General features: G+C 52.0%; 12 protein-coding genes. 2 read left to right on the forward strand and 10 right to left on the reverse strand.

The features are described from left to right. Window positions 1-29: 29 nt before the first annotated feature. The 3 genes from AC506A_RS05795 to AC506A_RS05805 all read right to left on the reverse strand — a co-directional run bounded on the left by AC506A_RS05795 (window position 30) and on the right by AC506A_RS05805 (window position 5,874). Entirely contained in the window at window positions 30-1,706 is a 1,677-nt protein-coding gene (locus AC506A_RS05795) for a response regulator (protein ID WP_495460018.1), read from the reverse strand. A 4-nt stretch (window positions 1,707-1,710) separates the two neighbouring features. Next, window positions 1,711-3,513: a sensor histidine kinase gene (locus AC506A_RS05800; RefSeq protein ID WP_495460019.1), complete on the reverse strand. Its 1,803-nt coding sequence runs from the start codon at window positions 3,511-3,513 to the stop codon at window positions 1,711-1,713. Window positions 3,514-3,696: 183 nt separating this feature from the next. After that, window positions 3,697-5,874, reverse strand: a complete 2,178-nt coding sequence (locus AC506A_RS05805) for a hypothetical protein (RefSeq protein ID WP_495460020.1) — start codon at window positions 5,872-5,874, stop codon at window positions 3,697-3,699. A 390-nt stretch (window positions 5,875-6,264) separates the two neighbouring features. On the opposite strand from AC506A_RS05805, the gene AC506A_RS05810 reads away from it, so the two are divergent. Beyond that, window positions 6,265-6,726: a GyrI-like domain-containing protein gene (locus AC506A_RS05810; RefSeq protein WP_495460021.1), complete on the forward strand. Its 462-nt coding sequence runs from the start codon at window positions 6,265-6,267 to the stop codon at window positions 6,724-6,726. 157 nt (window positions 6,727-6,883) lie between these two features. Here AC506A_RS05810 and AC506A_RS05815 read toward each other — a convergent pair whose 3' ends face one another. The 4 genes from AC506A_RS05815 to AC506A_RS05830 all read right to left on the reverse strand — a co-directional run bounded on the left by AC506A_RS05815 (window position 6,884) and on the right by AC506A_RS05830 (window position 10,125). Then, a complete protein-coding gene (locus AC506A_RS05815; RefSeq protein ID WP_495460022.1) occupies window positions 6,884-8,041 on the reverse strand; it encodes a right-handed parallel beta-helix repeat-containing protein in 1,158 nt (385 codons plus the stop codon). Window positions 8,042-8,089: 48 nt separating this feature from the next. Further along, the gene (locus AC506A_RS05820; RefSeq protein ID WP_495460023.1) at window positions 8,090-9,268 is read right to left on the reverse strand and encodes a glycoside hydrolase family 88 protein; all 1,179 of its coding nucleotides are present in this window, start codon (window positions 9,266-9,268) and stop codon (window positions 8,090-8,092) included. Next, on the reverse strand, window positions 9,265-9,444 hold the full coding sequence (locus AC506A_RS05825) for a hypothetical protein (protein WP_495460024.1): 180 nt from the start codon (window positions 9,442-9,444) through the stop codon (window positions 9,265-9,267). Before AC506A_RS05825 ends, AC506A_RS05820 begins: the two co-directional genes overlap by 4 nt. Before the next feature lie 354 nt (window positions 9,445-9,798). After that, on the reverse strand, window positions 9,799-10,125 hold the full coding sequence (locus AC506A_RS05830; RefSeq protein ID WP_495460025.1) for a hypothetical protein: 327 nt from the start codon (window positions 10,123-10,125) through the stop codon (window positions 9,799-9,801). Between the two features lie 414 nt (window positions 10,126-10,539). Between AC506A_RS05830 and AC506A_RS05835 the strand changes: the two genes are divergently transcribed. Continuing rightward, window positions 10,540-12,603 carry a hypothetical protein gene (locus AC506A_RS05835; RefSeq protein WP_495460026.1) on the forward strand — a complete coding sequence of 688 codons (2,064 nt, stop codon included), beginning with the start codon at window positions 10,540-10,542 and terminating at the stop codon, window positions 12,601-12,603. On the opposite strand, the gene AC506A_RS05840 is transcribed toward AC506A_RS05835, so the two are convergent. From AC506A_RS05840 to AC506A_RS05850, 3 genes are all read right to left on the reverse strand, one after another. Then, entirely contained in the window at window positions 12,600-14,357 is a 1,758-nt protein-coding gene (locus AC506A_RS05840; protein WP_495460027.1) for a multicopper oxidase domain-containing protein, read from the reverse strand. The two genes, AC506A_RS05835 and AC506A_RS05840, sit on opposite strands and share 4 nt — an antisense overlap. 41 nt (window positions 14,358-14,398) lie before the next feature. Beyond that, window positions 14,399-15,634, reverse strand: a complete 1,236-nt coding sequence (locus AC506A_RS05845; protein ID WP_495460028.1) for a plastocyanin/azurin family copper-binding protein — start codon at window positions 15,632-15,634, stop codon at window positions 14,399-14,401. Window positions 15,635-15,870: 236 nt separating this feature from the next. Continuing rightward, window positions 15,871-16,767: a copper amine oxidase N-terminal domain-containing protein gene (locus tag AC506A_RS05850; protein WP_495460029.1), complete on the reverse strand. Its 897-nt coding sequence runs from the start codon at window positions 16,765-16,767 to the stop codon at window positions 15,871-15,873. Between the last annotated feature and the right edge of the window lie 59 nt (window positions 16,768-16,826).

Raw genomic sequence — 16,826 nt, forward strand, 5'->3', positions numbered from 1 at the left:
AAGGAATTACATTCCTTATCCTTTTATATCTATTTCAGCGAATCACGGTATTCCTGAGGGGTCAACAAGGTTGCTTTTTTGAATAAACGGGTGAAATAGGACGGCGAATCGTATCCGATCCGCATGCCTACTTCATGAATTTTAAGCGCGCTCTCGCCGAGCAGCCGCTTCGCTCTATCGACTCTCGTCCTCGTGATATAGTCGCTGATGTTATGCCCCGTCTTCTGTTTATACAATCTGGAGAGGTAAAAAGGCGTCAAGTAGACATGCTCGGCCAGACGGTTCAGCGTCAGATCCCCGTCGATGTTCTTCTCCACGTACCGATGAATCTGTTCCACGACTTCGCTCGTCTCTTGCTCGTTTCCGCCATCCATGCGTTCGAACAACAAATCCGCCAGCTCGCGGAAAAAGTCGGAAGCTTCCCTCCACGAACGATGCTCCCGGATCGAGAACAGCTTTCCCGAGATGGCATGTCCGTCGGCTGCGCCCAGCGCCTCGAACCGATTCAAATGCGGGATGAAGATCGCGGCAAGCTCGTAGTATACCTCGAGCGGCAAGCCCGCCTCCAGCGTCGCCGACTCGCCTACGGCTTCCGAAATCCCATCAAACAGCTGCTCGAATTTCGCCCGTTCCTTCTGCATCAAGTATTGGTCGAGCAGCCGGATGCGCTTGACCTTGCTTCGCGCTTCCTCGTCTCCGCTTGACTTCGCCCGGTCGTCCGACAGCAGCATTTGGCTGCCGAGTCCAAGCCCGCGGCCGAACAACTGCGACAGCCGCTCGTATTTAGGCGCGAGCATGTCCCATTCGAACGGCTCGCCGGAGACGACGAAGGAACACGTGAGCTTCAAGTAATGGCTGCAGGCAGTCTGCACGGATTCGAGCATCCCAAGCAAGTAAGCGTGCAGGGCAGCTTCAGGATTGGGATCCGAGGCGGAAGCCGCGTGCAGCTGCGGTTTACCGGCGATCGCGTGACGATGCCCAGATTCTGCCTTCGGCTGCAACAGCCAGATCAGCCGTTCGTGATCGCCTCTGAAATGCGTCAATTCGAATTCATGCGCGAAAAATTCTTCGAAGATGTTATTGATCGAATAGGCGAACAGCACTTTATCGCCTCCCGTCGCATCCTCGCGCCACCGATCGATCCGTCCAACGGCCATGACGACCGGCAATTCGGGATCGAGCGGCACTTCGAACTGGGCGAACCGCTCTTTCCGGACGGCGAACGAAGAAGCTTCCCCTTCCAGCAGACCGGTCAAATACTCCTTGCGCAGCGCCGGCAGGGCCAGCTTAAGCGACGAGCGAGCACTCTCGATTAGCCCTTCGTAGGTCACTTCCTCGTCAATGACGCGGATGGCCTTCTCGACCGAGGAGATGATCGGATCGTCTCCTTCCGTCTTCAGGACGTAATCGATCGCTCCCCCGCGAATCGACGACTGGATATAATCGAACTCGTTATAACCGGTTAGAAAAATCGACTTGCAGCGCGGCCATAGACGCAGCACCTCCCTCTGCAGCTCTATACCGTTCATCTCCGGCATCTCGATATCCGTCAGCAGAATGTCGATGCGCAGCTTCCTCGCGATCGCAAATGCTTCCATGCCATCAAACGCCTGATAGACCTCCAATGGATATTCAGACTGCAAGAATAGCTCGCTTAAACCTTCGACGATAATCGGCTCGTCGTCCACGATCAACAGACGGTACATGCTGTCACTCTCCTCTCGCGTCATTGGTATTTAAGGGTTCAGCAGCTTTGCTCAGGGACTGGGGCATCGGCAGCTTCAGCGTCGCTTTCATGCCGCCCATTTCGCCGCGGGCGACGGAAACGCCGAACTCGCTGCCAAACCGAATGATCAAGCGGCGGTGAACGTTCAGCATACCGGTGTACTCCATATCGGCTCTCTGATTCACTAGATTCGCTTCGATCGACTGTAAGTCGGCGTTCGTCAGCTTCTCTCCGTTATCCTCGACCGACATGAGCAATTTGCCATCCTGCTCGATCATCGTCACGCCTATTCTGCCGTCCCTGCGCTTGGTCTCGAGCCCGTATTGGTACGCGTTCTCGATGAACGGCTGCAGGATGAGCCGCGGAACGCGCATGTCGCCGCAGCCTGCGGGCAGTTCGCCGAACTCCACGGTAATGCGGCTCTTGGCGAAGCGGATATTCTGAATTTCCACATAGGTGCGGGAGTGTTTAATCTCCGCTTCGAGCGGCACATCATCGGAGCCGTTGCGAGTAATATATTGAAAGTATTCGCCGAGGTGCTGGCTGAACTGGATGACGCTGTCATTATCGTTCATCTTCGCCAAGCGGTATAGAATAAAATAAGTGTTGTACAAGAAGTGCGGATTGATCTGCGACTGCAGCTGCTTCAGCTCCGATGTCTGGGCGCGCAGCTTCTGCTCGTACACTTCATGAATCAGCACCTTCAGATTGTCCGTCATCATATTGAACCGTTGGAACAAGTAGAGGAACTCATCGCGCGTCTTCGGCAGCGGGATCGGCTCCATCATCCCCGCCTCCACCTTGCGGAATCCGGTGATCATCCGATGCAGAGGCTTCCGAATGAGCTGATATAGCCAGTAAGAGTAAGCGACGATAAAGATGAGCGAGACGAACGACAACAGCCATAGCAGCATTCGGTATTTGTCGATCGGCCCGAGCATTTCGGCCGCAGGCACGTAGGCGATCAAATAGTAGCCGAACGTAGGCGAGCGCTTATAGGCGACAAAATAGGAGCTGTTTCCCGCCGAGATTTGCTTATAATCTTCGTCGGCGCTTCCCTCGGGACGGTTTTTCAAGTAATTCGAAAGTTCTTTCGTGAGTTCTTCGTCCGATTGGTTGCCCAAGATCCAGCCGTTCTTCGGATCGACCAGCATTGCCCCCGAATTCTTGTAGTCGGAGAAGTTATGCAGCGACTGCTTCATCATCTCCTGGTTGATCTCGATCGAGAGCGCGAAGGTTTCCTTCATATTCGGCAGATCGGAGCCCGGATAGGCGATCGCCATGAACAGCCGGTCTTTCCAGAAGTAATGGCCGACGCCCCGAAGTTTGGATACGGTAGCGACTGCCTCATAGTCGGGATTAATCGTGTCGCTGATCGTTTCGTCGCTCGATATCGTTCGCTTCAGCGTCAGAATATGAGCGTTTACGGTCTTGATGTAGAGGCTCGAGTTCTTGATCAGCTGCAGCTTTTCCTGAATGCGCTGCACCGTTTCCGTCCATACGCCGATCGTCATCGTATTGCTGATAAATGTGGCATGCTGGATATCTTTGTCAAGCGCGTATTGCTGCAGCAGCCCCATCATCCGCTCATTTTCGACCTCGAGCGAGTTGAGGTAGAAATCGACCTTCGACTTGAGCGATTTCGACAATTCCTCGCGGACGCTCTTCTCGCCCAGCTGGTTCATCCCGAGACCGATACCGTAGATCGGAGCGACCACAAGCAGGAACGCAATGATCAGCTTCGGAAATATCGTCATTTTCCACTGTGGTTTCCGAAAAATTTTCATTTCGAGCAGTTTCTCCTCTCCGATGTCGAACAATCGTATTATAGTAAATCAGTCTCATCACCTAATTATAAAGCGCTTTCGACAGGAATACGACCATATATCTCCAATTCCAAGCGTTCGACTCTTCCGGAAAACACATGGCAAAGGGGCTGCCGCATGGCCAGCCCCTTTCGATTAATATATTTATTTTCGTATTAACAGAACGCCGACGATCTCATTCAGGTCCATCTCGCTCATGCATAAAGTCACTTTTCCGCTATCATCGGAAGTCGAAACCTTTGTCGTTTCGCCCTCATCGGTATGACGGAATTCAATAACGGCTTCGAACGCTCCCTCAATGGTAAGAGTGCCAGGCGCAAACGGGATACAGGCCAGCTCGGAGCAATGTAAGATATCCTTATCGTCTTGAGCGATAAGCGCCCAGTCCCCCGTGAATCGGATACCGGACACTTGCTGAAAAGCCTTTTCGTCGCCTGACGCATGTCGTAATGCAAGGGCGGTTATCCTGTCTGGGCCCGCATGCGATTCCACCCGCCCCCATGATCGGATGACCGGCTCGCGGCTCACATCTCCGAAATCGGCGTCTAGCCATAATGGAATCCATCCGCTTCCGCGCCTGCGCCACTTGTCGAGCGCAAGCCAGCGGAGCCGCTGCGAGGCGGTCATCGCCTTGCCGGTACGATCGGTAGCTCCGAGCGTCAAGCCGTTGGTGCCGACAACGGCCGTGTTGAGCAAAATCTGCTCCAACGTGTCCCAATAATAGCCTGTCGACGTATTGATCAACATGCCGCGGCGCGCGGCGAGTGCCGACCACATGCAGCGCTGATTGTGCCCAAGAGCCTCGTACTCCGCGCTGTCTCCAGCGTCGCCTAGATCATCGATATTGATTACGTCGAAATAGTCGTGAAGCAGCGGATGCAGGCCATAATAAATAATCGTGATATCCGGCTTTGCTTCCTTAGCCGCACACGTAATGATCTTGAGCAGTTCCGAGCAAAGCCGTTCTCCCCGGAATTCCGGACGACGCGGCACGCTTACGTCCGGACCGGGCAAGCCATAGCCGAAATCCAACTTCAGCGCTACGGGATTCAACCGGTTGACGATGGACCTGGTCCGTTCCGTTAGAAACGACCTGGTCCGCTCCGTTAGAAACGACCTGGTCCGCTCCGAGCTGGGATCCAAGCAGAAATGATAGGACTGGCTGTATATCGGATCGCCCGACCAACGCCAGAGCCTCGGCTTCCCGTCCGCTCCGCAGAGCAGATCCCTATCGGTCAGACCGAACGCCTCAGGCTGATCAATCCAGCCGATAGACTGCCATACTGCAATTTCGAAGCCTTCTGCCTGCATGTGCGCAATATCTCGGTCAAACTCCGGAAACCGGTTATAGTCCGGAATTCCGCTGCTGTCGCAAGTCTCCCAATATTCGTCGAGTACGATCATATCGGCTGGAGCCGATCGAGTAATCCGTTCTGTAATAGCCCTCAGATTAAACTGCCCTTCCTTAAAATCGCCCCATGTACATACAAACGATTTCGCATGAATGGACGATTTAGGACCGTTTACCGGAAAGGTTTGATACAGCCGGTCGTAGGCATCGAATCCATTCACCCCCCAGGCAAGTCTGAGCGGTTCGCTCCATCTTCGATTGAGCAGGTCAGGTGCTTCCCACAAATCCTCCCTGTATAAATACTGCATACAAGCGGTGGCGGACTTTAACTGCAACGATAGCGCCGCATCCGGGATCTCTCCGGGTCCGAACGACATCCATCCGTCACGGCCTCCCATCGCCGCGGCATACAGCGGCCTCGGGTAAGCAGCCGCATAAGACGTCCCCATCGCATCGCCAAAGCTGCCGAGAGGCAGCAGGGCATCGCCCATATCAAAAAAACGCCAAAAGCTGCGCGTCGGATTCGTGCCTGCGCACGGCAGGCAGTACCCTTCCGCCTTCCAGTTCGGCCAGAAAGGCTTGGTCAGCGATGGCGCGGCCCTGCGTTGCATGTCCGTCATTCGCTTCGTTCCGAAATAGAGTGCTAAGATAGAGACCGGCTGATGCCATACCACTTCCAGATCGGCAAATCGGATTCCCCATGCTTCGGCAATCACCTGAATGGAGCCTCTGCCAAACTCGCCGAATTCAAGCGCGATCTCATAGCGAGAATCCGAAAGCGCCGACACATTCGAGGCAATCGCATCCGTATAAGAAGTCAGTCCGTTTTCATCCGCCAGCTCAAAAGAAGGAAGCAGACTTCCTTGCCACACGATGCGACCGTCCCGTTCAAGTACGGCCTGGTCCTTATCGGTTTTCCAACAAAACAACATCTGCTCCGCAGCGATTTGAACGTCCGGTAATTGTTTCACCTTATCCTCCCATTTCATATCGCGTATGTATATCCATCCTTCTATATTGTATGGTGGCTCAGGACATGGATATAGTCTATAAATGACTTATCTTGCATTTTTATATCCGATTTCCGGCCAAAACTTGAGAGGACAAGATAGAGCCCTATTCGTTCATTGCCTTCACTTCCACATACGGAACCGTCATTCCGGACGATGAGCATTATCGCCTTTTGCAAGCGGCTCTTATGTACAGTGATAAACGGTCCTAGGAAGAAGCTCTTCTATGAACGGAAGCCGCGGATAAAGCCTTATACTCCTCTACAGAAATAGCAGAAATAGTCAAGATAAACATATATTAATTTACTATTATTAGTTTAAGTTGAGAAGTATCATAAGGAGGGTTCCAGTGTGGAGTTTAATGAGATACTAAAGGAATCGTTTGTTTTAGTTGGTTATAGCGCGGCAGGAAAATGGAGTGATGATGTTGTCTATCCAATTCCAGCGTTATGGGAGAAATCTAAAAAATTTATTACTGAAAAAAATGCTGATAAAATTGTTGGAATCTGCCTTCCACCTAGAAGTAACCATTACTTTTATACGTGTGGAATTGAGTTAGAAGCGGTTAATTATGACTCAATCGATAAAAGCATGACTATACATACCTTTCCTAAGCAGAAATATACAGTATTTATACATGTTGGTCCCTCAAACGAAATCCCGAATACCTATGGGGCGATTTGGAAAGTATTTGACGAGAAAGGTTATAAATTAGTAGAAGGAATGCCTGAAATTGAAATTGTAAATGCTCATATGTTCGGAAAAGAAGAAACTACTGAATATGAGATGGAAATTTGGTTACCAGTTCAATAAGAACTAACGAGCCTTTCGATAAACTCCAGCGAAATGTTAGTTTAAATCACCGCCGAATAAATTGGCGGTGATACTGAGATTGAGGCGCATATGAGATGGTAGACTCTATTCGTCTATTTGTCATGTTCCAATGACTCCTTCACGTGGTCTCTCAAGCCTACTCCCGATACGTCAAGAAGCGATCTGCGCCTTCCGCCAGCCAGATGTCCCCCGTCTGCCGGCTCGCTCCCGTATCGCGGATAAGATTATCCTTCAGTTCATTGTCGATGGACCCGGCATTCACGATGAATCCGAATCCGTCGTTGTCCTCGATCACGTTGCGGAGCCACTTGTTGCGGTTCGCCCCATTGGACGCGTTCTCCGGGCGAAAATAGACGCCGCCATTCCCGTTGCCGCGTATGACGTTGTCGGCGAACCGGTTGTCGGAGTCCTTATGTCCGATAGAGATGCCCGACACGGCATTATGTTCCAGCACGTTGCGCTCGAACTCGCCGAACTGGACGCGCCAGCAGATGAACAGCCCCGCTGTGCCGTTGTTGATGCAAGTATTATCCTTGACACGCGAGGAATGCGAGCCTGCACCGGGATGCAGCCCCGATCCTGTGCAGCCGCGTACGTCGCAGTGCAGCACCGAGATATTCTCGGTAATCTGCCAACTAATGCCATCGCCATTGAAGTCGCGCACGAAGACGCGCTCGATCATGCAGTCGCGCGCCTTCTTCAGATAGATCCCGCCTGCTCGGCAGCCTCCGATCGGCTCGTTGACCGCCTTGTTGCCGTCGATCGCTAGGTCGCGCACGCGGACCTGTTCGACGTCCACCGCCTCTATGATCGGGCAGGCGTTTGTTGCCATGCCGCCGTCGTCCGCGCGGTAATCGCGCTCAAGATGCCGGTCGAAGCGCAGCACATTGCCATCCACCGCTTTAATGATTGCCGTGCTTTCGTCCCAGCCCCATTTTTGCGATTCATCGAATATTTGTAGTCCCATTCCGACGCGGAAGCCGCTGGCGTCCGCCACCTCCACGCGCAACTCCCCGTAGTCGGCGTCGATTGTGAACGGGCTTTTGAAGCCGTCCGTCTTACGCAAAACCGTCTCTGGTCCGGCGCCGGCCAGTGTGACCCGATCCGTCAGCCGAATCGGTCCGTACACGTCATAAACGCCTTGATCCAACCGCACGATGCCTCCGCCGTGGCTAGTCGCTTCATCTACCGCCAACTGAATGGCCATCGACGTAAAGCCCGGATAGTCGCTTTGCGAACCTCCCGCAGTCACTTCGATCGAGCGATTGCGCAGCATCGAATCTCTCAGTCCCATCTCTCTCATCCTCTCTATTTCCTCGTTGTACAATCTCAGATATCGTCGCTACCAGAATAGCTCCTTGCGTCCCCGCAGCTTCGCGAGCGCTTCTACGAAGAAATAATCGCCATAGATCAGTGATTCATCGACATACACACCGCGCGAGTAGTAACCGGTTGCATGTCTCAGTAGGCCTTCATGCTCGTCGCCCCATTCCGCATAGCGGTCGCACAGCGACTGGACGATCCCCTCGGCCGATGTCCGGCACCAAGCGGCATTTTCGACTCCATCTCCTCCGCCATCTTCCAGCAGCTCGGCCAGCTCCAGCAGACCGGACGCCGCGATCGCCGCCGCGGACGAATCTCTCGGCATCGATTCCTGGTCGTCTTCCGGCAGGAAGAAGTCCCAGTACGGAACGGCGTCTTCCGGCAACCGCGAGACGAAGAACCGAGCAACCCGCAGCGCGGCTTCGCGATAACGGACCTCGCCCGTGTACCGATAGCTGAGCACGAAGCCGTACATCGCCCAGGAAGCTCCGCGCGCCCAAGCGGAATCCGCCGCGTAGCCTTGACCGGCCAGCGACTCGATCGGCGCCCCGGTGTCCGGATCGTAGCGAACGATATGGCAGACCGAGTCGTCTGGACGAAGAAAATCGCGCAGGACGGAATCGGCGTGCCGGATCGCGATGTGCTTGTACCGCGGATCCTTGATCTCCCGTCCGGCCCAATGCAGCAGCGGCAAATTCATCAGACAGTCAATGATCGCCCAGCCGGTATGATCCTCTTCGTCCCAATTCGGCCAAGCGCGGATGAACTCACCCTGCGGATTGTATCGTCCGGCAAGGAGGTTGGCCGCGATGAGCGCATGCCGCTTGGCGTCCCCGTCTCCCCCTTCAGCCAAGCGATGCTGGGCAACGCTGCTCAAGCTGAACATGAAGCCGACGTCGTGATGCAGCAGGTCGTAGGTCTGCAGCGTCTCCGCGAGCTGCCGCTCGCACGCTTCGGCGACGCGTCGCAGTTCCTCATCGCCGTTCTCGCGATACGCAAGCCACAGCAGCCCCGGCCAAAAGCCGGCGACCCAATCGTGCGCCGGCCCCTTGACGTATCGTCCGTTTTTCGTCCCATTCGGAAATGCGACTCCAATCGTCCTAGCGCTCCGGCCGATTTTTGCTTCCGCTCGGCTCCAAGCCTCATCAGCCCAGCCCAAATCCCGTTCCAAATCATGGTGCAACTTGTGCTCCATCATGCTTCTGCTTCCACCTCTCCCTTAGCTCCACTGCCTCCCAGCGAGAAGCGTAGCTTCAATTCTCCTTCCGCCATCGGAGACACTAGCTTCAGCACGATCCGATGAACTTCCGGTCCCCAATTTGACCGCAGCGCTTGATCCCCCGCAGTTAATTGTTCATATTGTTTCAATAGCATGACGTTCCAGCCTTCCTTCCCTGACTGTGAATGATTGTCCTCATATCTCTGGCTTTGCCGTATGTATTTATTATAAAATCACTGAACTGCCGAACCTTATAGTAATATTTATTGAATCGCTGTCTTTTCATAACCTTTTGACGGGTATTAGATGGCTCGACATCGCGAAACCATGTGCCGCAGAGACGATCATCTCCGCGGCGTCCTCTTTGAGGCTTTGAAACATAACACGGGCTTGCGTAATCGCGGAGACCCCCCCCCGATGATCGCAAGCCCGCGTTATTTTTTCAGGTGAATCTTAACCTTTACGGCCTAACCTGACTTGAAGATCCCATATACTTGTTTGCTCGGGCTCTAGCCTTGGTAGAAGACGATGTTGTCAAAGTACCCTTTGCCGCCGGCGGCAGTCGCGCCGACCTTTAACATCAGCTGTACACTTCCGGTAACAGTCGCATCGCAAGGGCCGGCAGCCACAGAGACGTTGTCCAGATAAAGCGTAAAGTTCCAATTCGTGCCGTTGTGGGTAAACTCCACTTTGAAATGATGCCACGCATCTTTGGCATAATACGCATTGCCCCAAGTGTTCCACGAACGCAGATTCAAATCACTGCCCTGCGCCGGGCCGTCGCTGTCATAAAACCTCGCGCTCCAGCCGAGATAGAGAGCGTTGCCATCTACCACCTATTATTCAAGCATGTTCTTGTCGCTACACATGTAGTTGGTGTCATGACAATCCCGCAACCAGAGAGTCTGATTGCGGGATTGTTGTGTAACGTAATTTAGTTGTATCGGCACTCTCTGAAGACGAAAGTTGCACCATCGCTCATAATAGTGTTTATCAAACTCACGTTCCTCGATAGTTTTATACAGGATCTGGTTCTCGAAACCGATTATTATTTTTCTTTCATGATGAAACTCGAAAACAATCTTTCTTCCAACTCTTCGATCTTGTTGTAAAGCGTCGTATTATCGATATGGAAAATTAGTTAATTTTTCCCAAACAAGATTAAAGTTCGACAGCTTTTTAATTCCAGATAGGTTAAGATCATATCGAATTAATCTTACATAGCGCTTAACGGGAGCGATGAGAACACGATGAAGTTGGTTCGTCAGATGCTGAACGATTTAGAGCAACAAAGGTTTGTCGGCCGTGAAAGAGAACTCGGCGTCATGCGGCAGGAACTGAGCGACAGCAATGACGACTGGTGTCTCATTCATATTTGCGGCCCTGGAGGTATCGGCAAAAGCGCTTTGCTGCGTGCCTTCCAATGGACGGCAAGAGAAGGTCTCGTCTTCTATATCGACGGCCGTTCTTTTGCACATCCGGCACATTTCACGGAAGCCATTCGATTAAAGCTCGCGAAAGCCGGATTCCCTATGGGCGAAACGACGGACGGACCGCCAGGGGAAGAGGAAGCCGAGCTAATCAACCAGATCGCGCAGCGTTGCGGCGGAGTCGTCTTGCTCCTCGATAGCATGGAACGCTGGGGAGCCGCCCGGGAGTGGCTATGTGAGAAGTGGCTGCCTCTGCTAACCGTGGGAGTCAAGGTATGCTCGGCAGGAAGGCATCCGCTCGATGAAGGGACGCTGTCCGCAGCCGAATGGAGCGGCATGTATCGAAACATGAGATTATCGCCGTTAAACCGCAAAGAAATGGAATGTTATTTGATTGCTTACGGCATCACCGACCCTGAGCTTCGCTATGCGATCGAACAGTTCTCGGGCGGAATTCCACTGGCGCTCACACTGGCATGCGGAACGGTGCTGAAGCACGGAGCTGCTTGGTTTCTGGGCGGGGGACAAACCCAAGCCATTATCGCTTCGATGGATCGCGCCTTGTTCCGGGACGAAGATCCTCTGCAGTTCAAGAAGCTGCTAGCTGCCGCCTCGATTCCATGGCGGTTTGACCAAGACATGCTGCAATGGATACTTGGCGAGGATATTACGCAAGAACAGTTCAACGACTTTTGCAATATGCCTTACATTAAGCTGTTTTTGCAAGGCGGCTACTGTGTTCTGGATGCCGTGCGCAAATGGATGAATGCCGAGCTGGAGCACCGCGCTCCCGAGACGCATGCCGTTTATAAGCAACGAGCTCTGGCTGCGATCGATAGGCGATGGATGAATACTAGCACTGGAGATGAAGAACGCAAGAAGCTGCTTCGACTTGAGAAGGCATTTTTAATGTCCGACGAATTCATGAGAAGCTTTTATTTTGCCAGTGATAGGTCGGGGTTCAAAATTCATGCCGCAACCAAAGAACACATCCCTCTTCTCCATGAATGGGTTCAGCATTTCTTTCACGCATTCCCTCCGTTTTTAGGCGATGACACCATGCAGCATACATTCCTTGACGCTGTTTGGGAAGCGGAGCCATCCTCTTTCCGAGTCGTTTTCCATGAAAAACATGTAGCAGGTATTTACACCTTTGTGCCGCTAAACGAGAAAACGCGCCTTATATTTGCTAATAACCCGGTCTACGTCTCATTCATTGAGGGAACGCCGCTGCAAGATAACGATTATCTGATCTGGATGCTCGGCGTAAGACGCGAATATGAGCCGGAGCTAAGCTCGGTCATTGTTCAGGAGCATTTCTCTCATGGCATTGCGGGCAAACGGGCATCCATACTCATTCCGATCGAAGGACCTCTCGAATCGCTTTGCCGACTTGGGTTCGAACGGATCGCGTGGGCTGATTACGTGTCTGCAGGAGGACTGCACTGGAAAGCGGCGCGCATCGACCTTAGAAACGAAGATTTCTTCCACCTGATTCCGGTTGTCGGCATCGTGAAGCCGCTCCCCCTTTCGAAGGACGCTCATTTTCAACTGGTTAAGCAAGCGCTTGAACGCTTCCACTCACTGGGTCGGGAATCGTCACTTCTGGATGCAATCGGCATCCTGTTCCCCGGAGCTCTTCACAAGAACCGGAACGATTCATCGCCCGCAGCCTGTATTGCGCAGCATATCACGGATATACTGGAACGGTTAGCCGGCGGCAAAAATCAGGAGCGCATGCAGGCGAGAATTTTGCAACTATTTTACATCGAAGAAATCGGATCCCACGAGACAGTCGCCACAAGACTCGGGCTTGCGATGACGACCTATTATCGCTATTTGAAAAAAGGAATCGCTCTGCTTTCCGACGATCTTCTCGGCTAGTCTGGATCCACAATCACGGTCGCTTGCATCGTCGGATGCACCGAGCAGTAGTACGAATAAGTGCCCGCTTCCTTGAACGTGAAACTCCAAGCGCCGGAGGCGGGAATACTTTTGCTGTCGAAGCGGTTATCCAAGTCGGTGACCGTGTGCGCTTGTTTGTCTCCATTGACCCAAGTCACGGTCGTCCCGGGCTTGACATGAAGCTCTTTCTCCGAAAATCCGGACGCGCTAATCGTGATGGTGATTCCATTCTCGCTATGCGACATATGATCGCCAGCCGAAATTGTCGGTGCCGCAGTAGATTGCGTTTCCGCAGTAGATTGCGTTTCCGGTATAGTGCCCGATACAGTAGGTGCTGCAACCGGCATCGTCGAAGGAGACGGCGGTAATTGCGGCAGCATCAGATGCCATTCTCCAGCCCCTGAAGATTTGAGATTCGCTCCCATGTACTTCACCGCTATGCTGAGTGGAATGAATGTCGTTCCTTGTAATAGCACGACTGGGGCGGTTAGTGCTACCTCTTTTCCGTTGTAGATGGCCTTCTTACTTCCGGCAGTAAGCTTCAATTCGTTTGCCCTCAGCGTCAGCACGTACTCTCCCGATCCCGCTTTCAAGCCTCTTTGCATGCCGAAACGAACCTCTTCTTGCAGCAGCCTCAGCGGCATGTAAAGCTCTTTGCCCTGAAGGAATGGTGCCGCAGCGAGCGGCATACTCTTGCCATCGATAAGAGCAGCCTTCTTCCCGCTTGTCAGCGTAACGGAAATGTGCGGCAAAGACGGGGAAACCATCATCATCGTATGCATACCGCCCGGGTATTCGCCATCATTCGTGTTATCTTTAATGTTATGGCTATGGATCGGAAAATGGCCGCTCTGGGACAGCTTAACGAGAATGTCGTACCGCTCCCCCGGACCAATCTCAACCGTATCTTTCGTTAGCGGAGCCGGAATAGGCCTGCCGTCTGAAGCGATAACTTGAAAGTGTTCACCATGCATATGGATGGAATGCGTATCGTAACCAGAATTAATGAGTCGGATCAGAATGGTATCCCCTACGCGCCCTTCGACCATAGTCGTTGGGTCTCTTTCCGTGTTGGGATATGATTTGCCGTTGATCGTCCAATACCGCGGGTGGTAATCGGTTCGATCGTACGGCTCCCCCTTCTCGACCGCTTCATGCCACTTCGGGTCGATTTCGTTCAGCAGGAACACATACTCCTTATCATAGAGAGGACCACCTGTCCAAGCTTCCGGAGCACTTCCTTTCGCCCGGACGATGAAGGCTCCGTGCATCCCCATTTGCAAGTGTTCAATCGTATCTACGTGGCAATGGTAAAAATAAGTGCCCGCATGCGTCGCCGTGAATCGATACGTGAAGCTTTCGCCGTACAATATCGCCTGAGACGTGTGCGGGACGCCGTCGTTCGCTTGGTCGGTGTCGAGCCCGTGAAAATGGATCGTATGCGCTAGCTTCTTGATGTGTGCGTTGGAAGGACCGATGTTTGTTAATGTCACTTCGACTTTGTCGCCCTCGTTCACCGTGAGCGTAGGCGAAGGCAGTGTCGCCGTTCCGGGTTCGTTCTTCAAACTATATCCCCAAATGTACAGCTTCTTGCCGTCCGCCAGCTCGATTTCGCCGTCGGTCGCAAAGAGATGGAACCGTTTAACCTGCGCGGCCTCGGGTGCTCCCTCGGCAGAGCGCGGCAGCATGAGCCACATGAAACAAGCGCTAAGGAGCAGCGCTGCTGATAACAACAGCGCTTGCTCCCAAACGTTCAATGGCTTGAAGGACATTTTCATTTCGTGCGGATGGACAGCAGCTTTGCCGTCGAATCCCAAGTATATGTTTTGCCTAGCAGCTGCACCAAGGAGTCGACGGCAATGTAGGTAACGCCTTTTGACACATATGGAGCCGTATCGGATGTAGCAACAAGTTTCTTGCCGCCGACCAAGATCGATTTACCGGAAACTTGATACGAGGCTCCCAGCGCTTTCGCAACGCTGGAAAGCGGAGCGAAGACGTGTCCGTTCTTCACTAGTGCCGTCGTGACGAGCGCTTTGTCATTCACTGTTAATTTCACAGCGCCTTTAGGAGCGACCACGATTTTGCCGGAATAGCCCCATAATACATCGGTCACCGTGTACGTTCCGGGCTTCGTGAAGGTGAGCTTAAAGCTCGCTTGACCGAAACCAGGAGCATTCGGCATCAATACGCCGGCAGATGCGAAGCCGGTGCCGTCATATATCGGGTTATGCGGTGTAACAACATCAGGATTAACGCCTTTCTCCGTAAATACCTGCATCCCCTTAGGCGCATTCACAACAGCCGTATGTGCTTCACCAGGTGCCCCGGCCAAGAATTCGATCGTATCCCCCGTACTAATGTACACTTCGCCTGGTAAGAAAGCGTTGACCATCACTTGCGAATTGCCTTTGCCTGCGAACACTTTGTACGTCAACGTCCCATCCTTGTTCTTGTCATAATTCACCTTGCCATGCAAGGCCTTCCAGTCTAAGGCAACATTCGATTGATCGTCAAGCAGCGCCTTGTTCACCGCAGCCTGTTCCGCCTTGCTCGGAATGAGGCTGCCCTTCGGAACGACGACGACCGTCCCTTTCATCACGGGGTGAATCACGCAATAATAGGCATAGGCGCCAGCTTTCGTAAACGTGATGGAATACGATTCCATCGGTTGGAATTCCTGCGAGAATAACATGGTGTCTCCCGCCCAAGCGGAACCGCTGGCAGGCGTGAATTTCGTAATGTCGACTGTTTCATCCGGAGGAGGGTTCCCGATTAAGAATCCGAGGAGATGAGGCGCGGCCATGTCGTGATTCGTGAATTTCACGGTATCCCCTTCATGAATGTAAATAACGCCTGGCTGCATCGAAAACATTTCCGTATCCGTTGACATCATTTGTCCTACGGATACGTCCCAAGTTTGCGACCCCGTCGCTCCCTCAGCGAAAGCACTTGTCGCCCCCGTCAGCGCCAGCATGGCGACGAGCAGCATAATACGAATGAATTTCATCCTCGTTCCTCCCCAATCATAAGTTCGATCCTTTCGCATCTTAGCTGTTAATCGCTTCCATGTTCACTACCACTTCACTGCCAAAAACAATTAAATTCATCGAATGGACGTAACGACAATCGTTCAACACAAAAACACGCCAATATCTGGCGTGTCTTAGACTCAAACTTAGCGGACTTCATTCTTCCAATGATTCCTATTGCGTTACTACACTGCTATAACTTGTACTAATCCCGTTATCGTTGATTAGGAAGCTTTTGAATGATATCAGAATAAACATTGATTTTTGTTTTTAACTCTACCCTTTTGCCGTTTTCATCGTTGTAAATAGCTGTCGCTGTCACGTCTCTATTTTCCATAAACAGGACGTTACTATTGTGATAGGCCTCAAAGAGGGGATCCGTATCAAAAATAAAATGGGGAGGAATATCACCAGCTGTTTGGGATCGATCACCATCCGCAAATTGACCGATAGCCGTTGCTTTACCATTTTTAATGTTAACAAGAGTCGTGAACCGACCATCCAGTAACATGTATACATCTGCTCTTCCTACAGGAAAAGAATACTCATGGTTGACCCCTGAGAAACCAAGTGGTTTAAAGTCATACATGATAGGTAAAGAAATTGCTGCTTTACGTGCAGCTTGTAAGTCCTCTTGATTAATCTGCTTCATATCAAATTTATAACCATCGGAGTTCACAAAAACCATATTGCGACTGGATTCAAAGTCTACATGATAGCCTAAGGCTTCACTCACAAAACGAATAGGAACGAGCACGCGTCCATCCTGATTTATTGCGGACTGAACCATTTGTATCTGTTGACTACCCTTATAGGCGACCTTACTGCCTACAGTAATCTTCAAGTATTCTCCGTCTGTATTCTGTAAAGTCACTACCTTTGAAGAAGGATTCCAGCTGTAATGAATCCCTATAGAAGCTAAGGATCGGATCGGGATAAACAAGCGGTTGTTATCCATAATCGGGTGTACATCCATGGAGATGAATGTACCATTTACATTGACCTCGACTGGCCTCTCCTCATAACTTTTTGAAGCTGCTTGGGAAACATGAGGACAGCTCACTAAAATCAAACTTAGTACCATAATAAAGGCTACAACCATTTTCTTCATTATTCATTGCTCCTCTTTATACCTAAATCCCAGTCTTCCGGAACGATGAGATCGATCGG

This window comes from Paenibacillus sp. N22P23 (genome assembly GCF_059383735.1).

What these genes read in the sequence shown, in the direction of transcription:
- AC506A_RS05795 (WP_495460018.1), bottom strand. Translation starts at nt 1,706, where the DNA reads ATGTACCGTCTGTTGATCGTGGACGACGAGCCGATTATCGTCGAAGGT.
- AC506A_RS05825 (WP_495460024.1), bottom strand. Translation starts at nt 9,444, where the DNA reads ATGCTATTGAAACAATATGAACAATTAACTGCGGGGGATCAAGCGCTG.
- AC506A_RS05815 (WP_495460022.1), bottom strand. Translation starts at nt 8,041, where the DNA reads ATGGGACTGAGAGATTCGATGCTGCGCAATCGCTCGATCGAAGTGACT.
- AC506A_RS05820 (WP_495460023.1), bottom strand. Translation starts at nt 9,268, where the DNA reads ATGATGGAGCACAAGTTGCACCATGATTTGGAACGGGATTTGGGCTGG.
- AC506A_RS05850 (WP_495460029.1), bottom strand. Translation starts at nt 16,767, where the DNA reads ATGAAGAAAATGGTTGTAGCCTTTATTATGGTACTAAGTTTGATTTTA.
- AC506A_RS05800 (WP_495460019.1), bottom strand. Translation starts at nt 3,513, where the DNA reads ATGAAAATTTTTCGGAAACCACAGTGGAAAATGACGATATTTCCGAAG.
- AC506A_RS05845 (WP_495460028.1), bottom strand. Translation starts at nt 15,634, where the DNA reads ATGAAATTCATTCGTATTATGCTGCTCGTCGCCATGCTGGCGCTGACG.
- AC506A_RS05835 (WP_495460026.1), top strand. Translation starts at nt 10,540, where the DNA reads ATGAAGTTGGTTCGTCAGATGCTGAACGATTTAGAGCAACAAAGGTTT.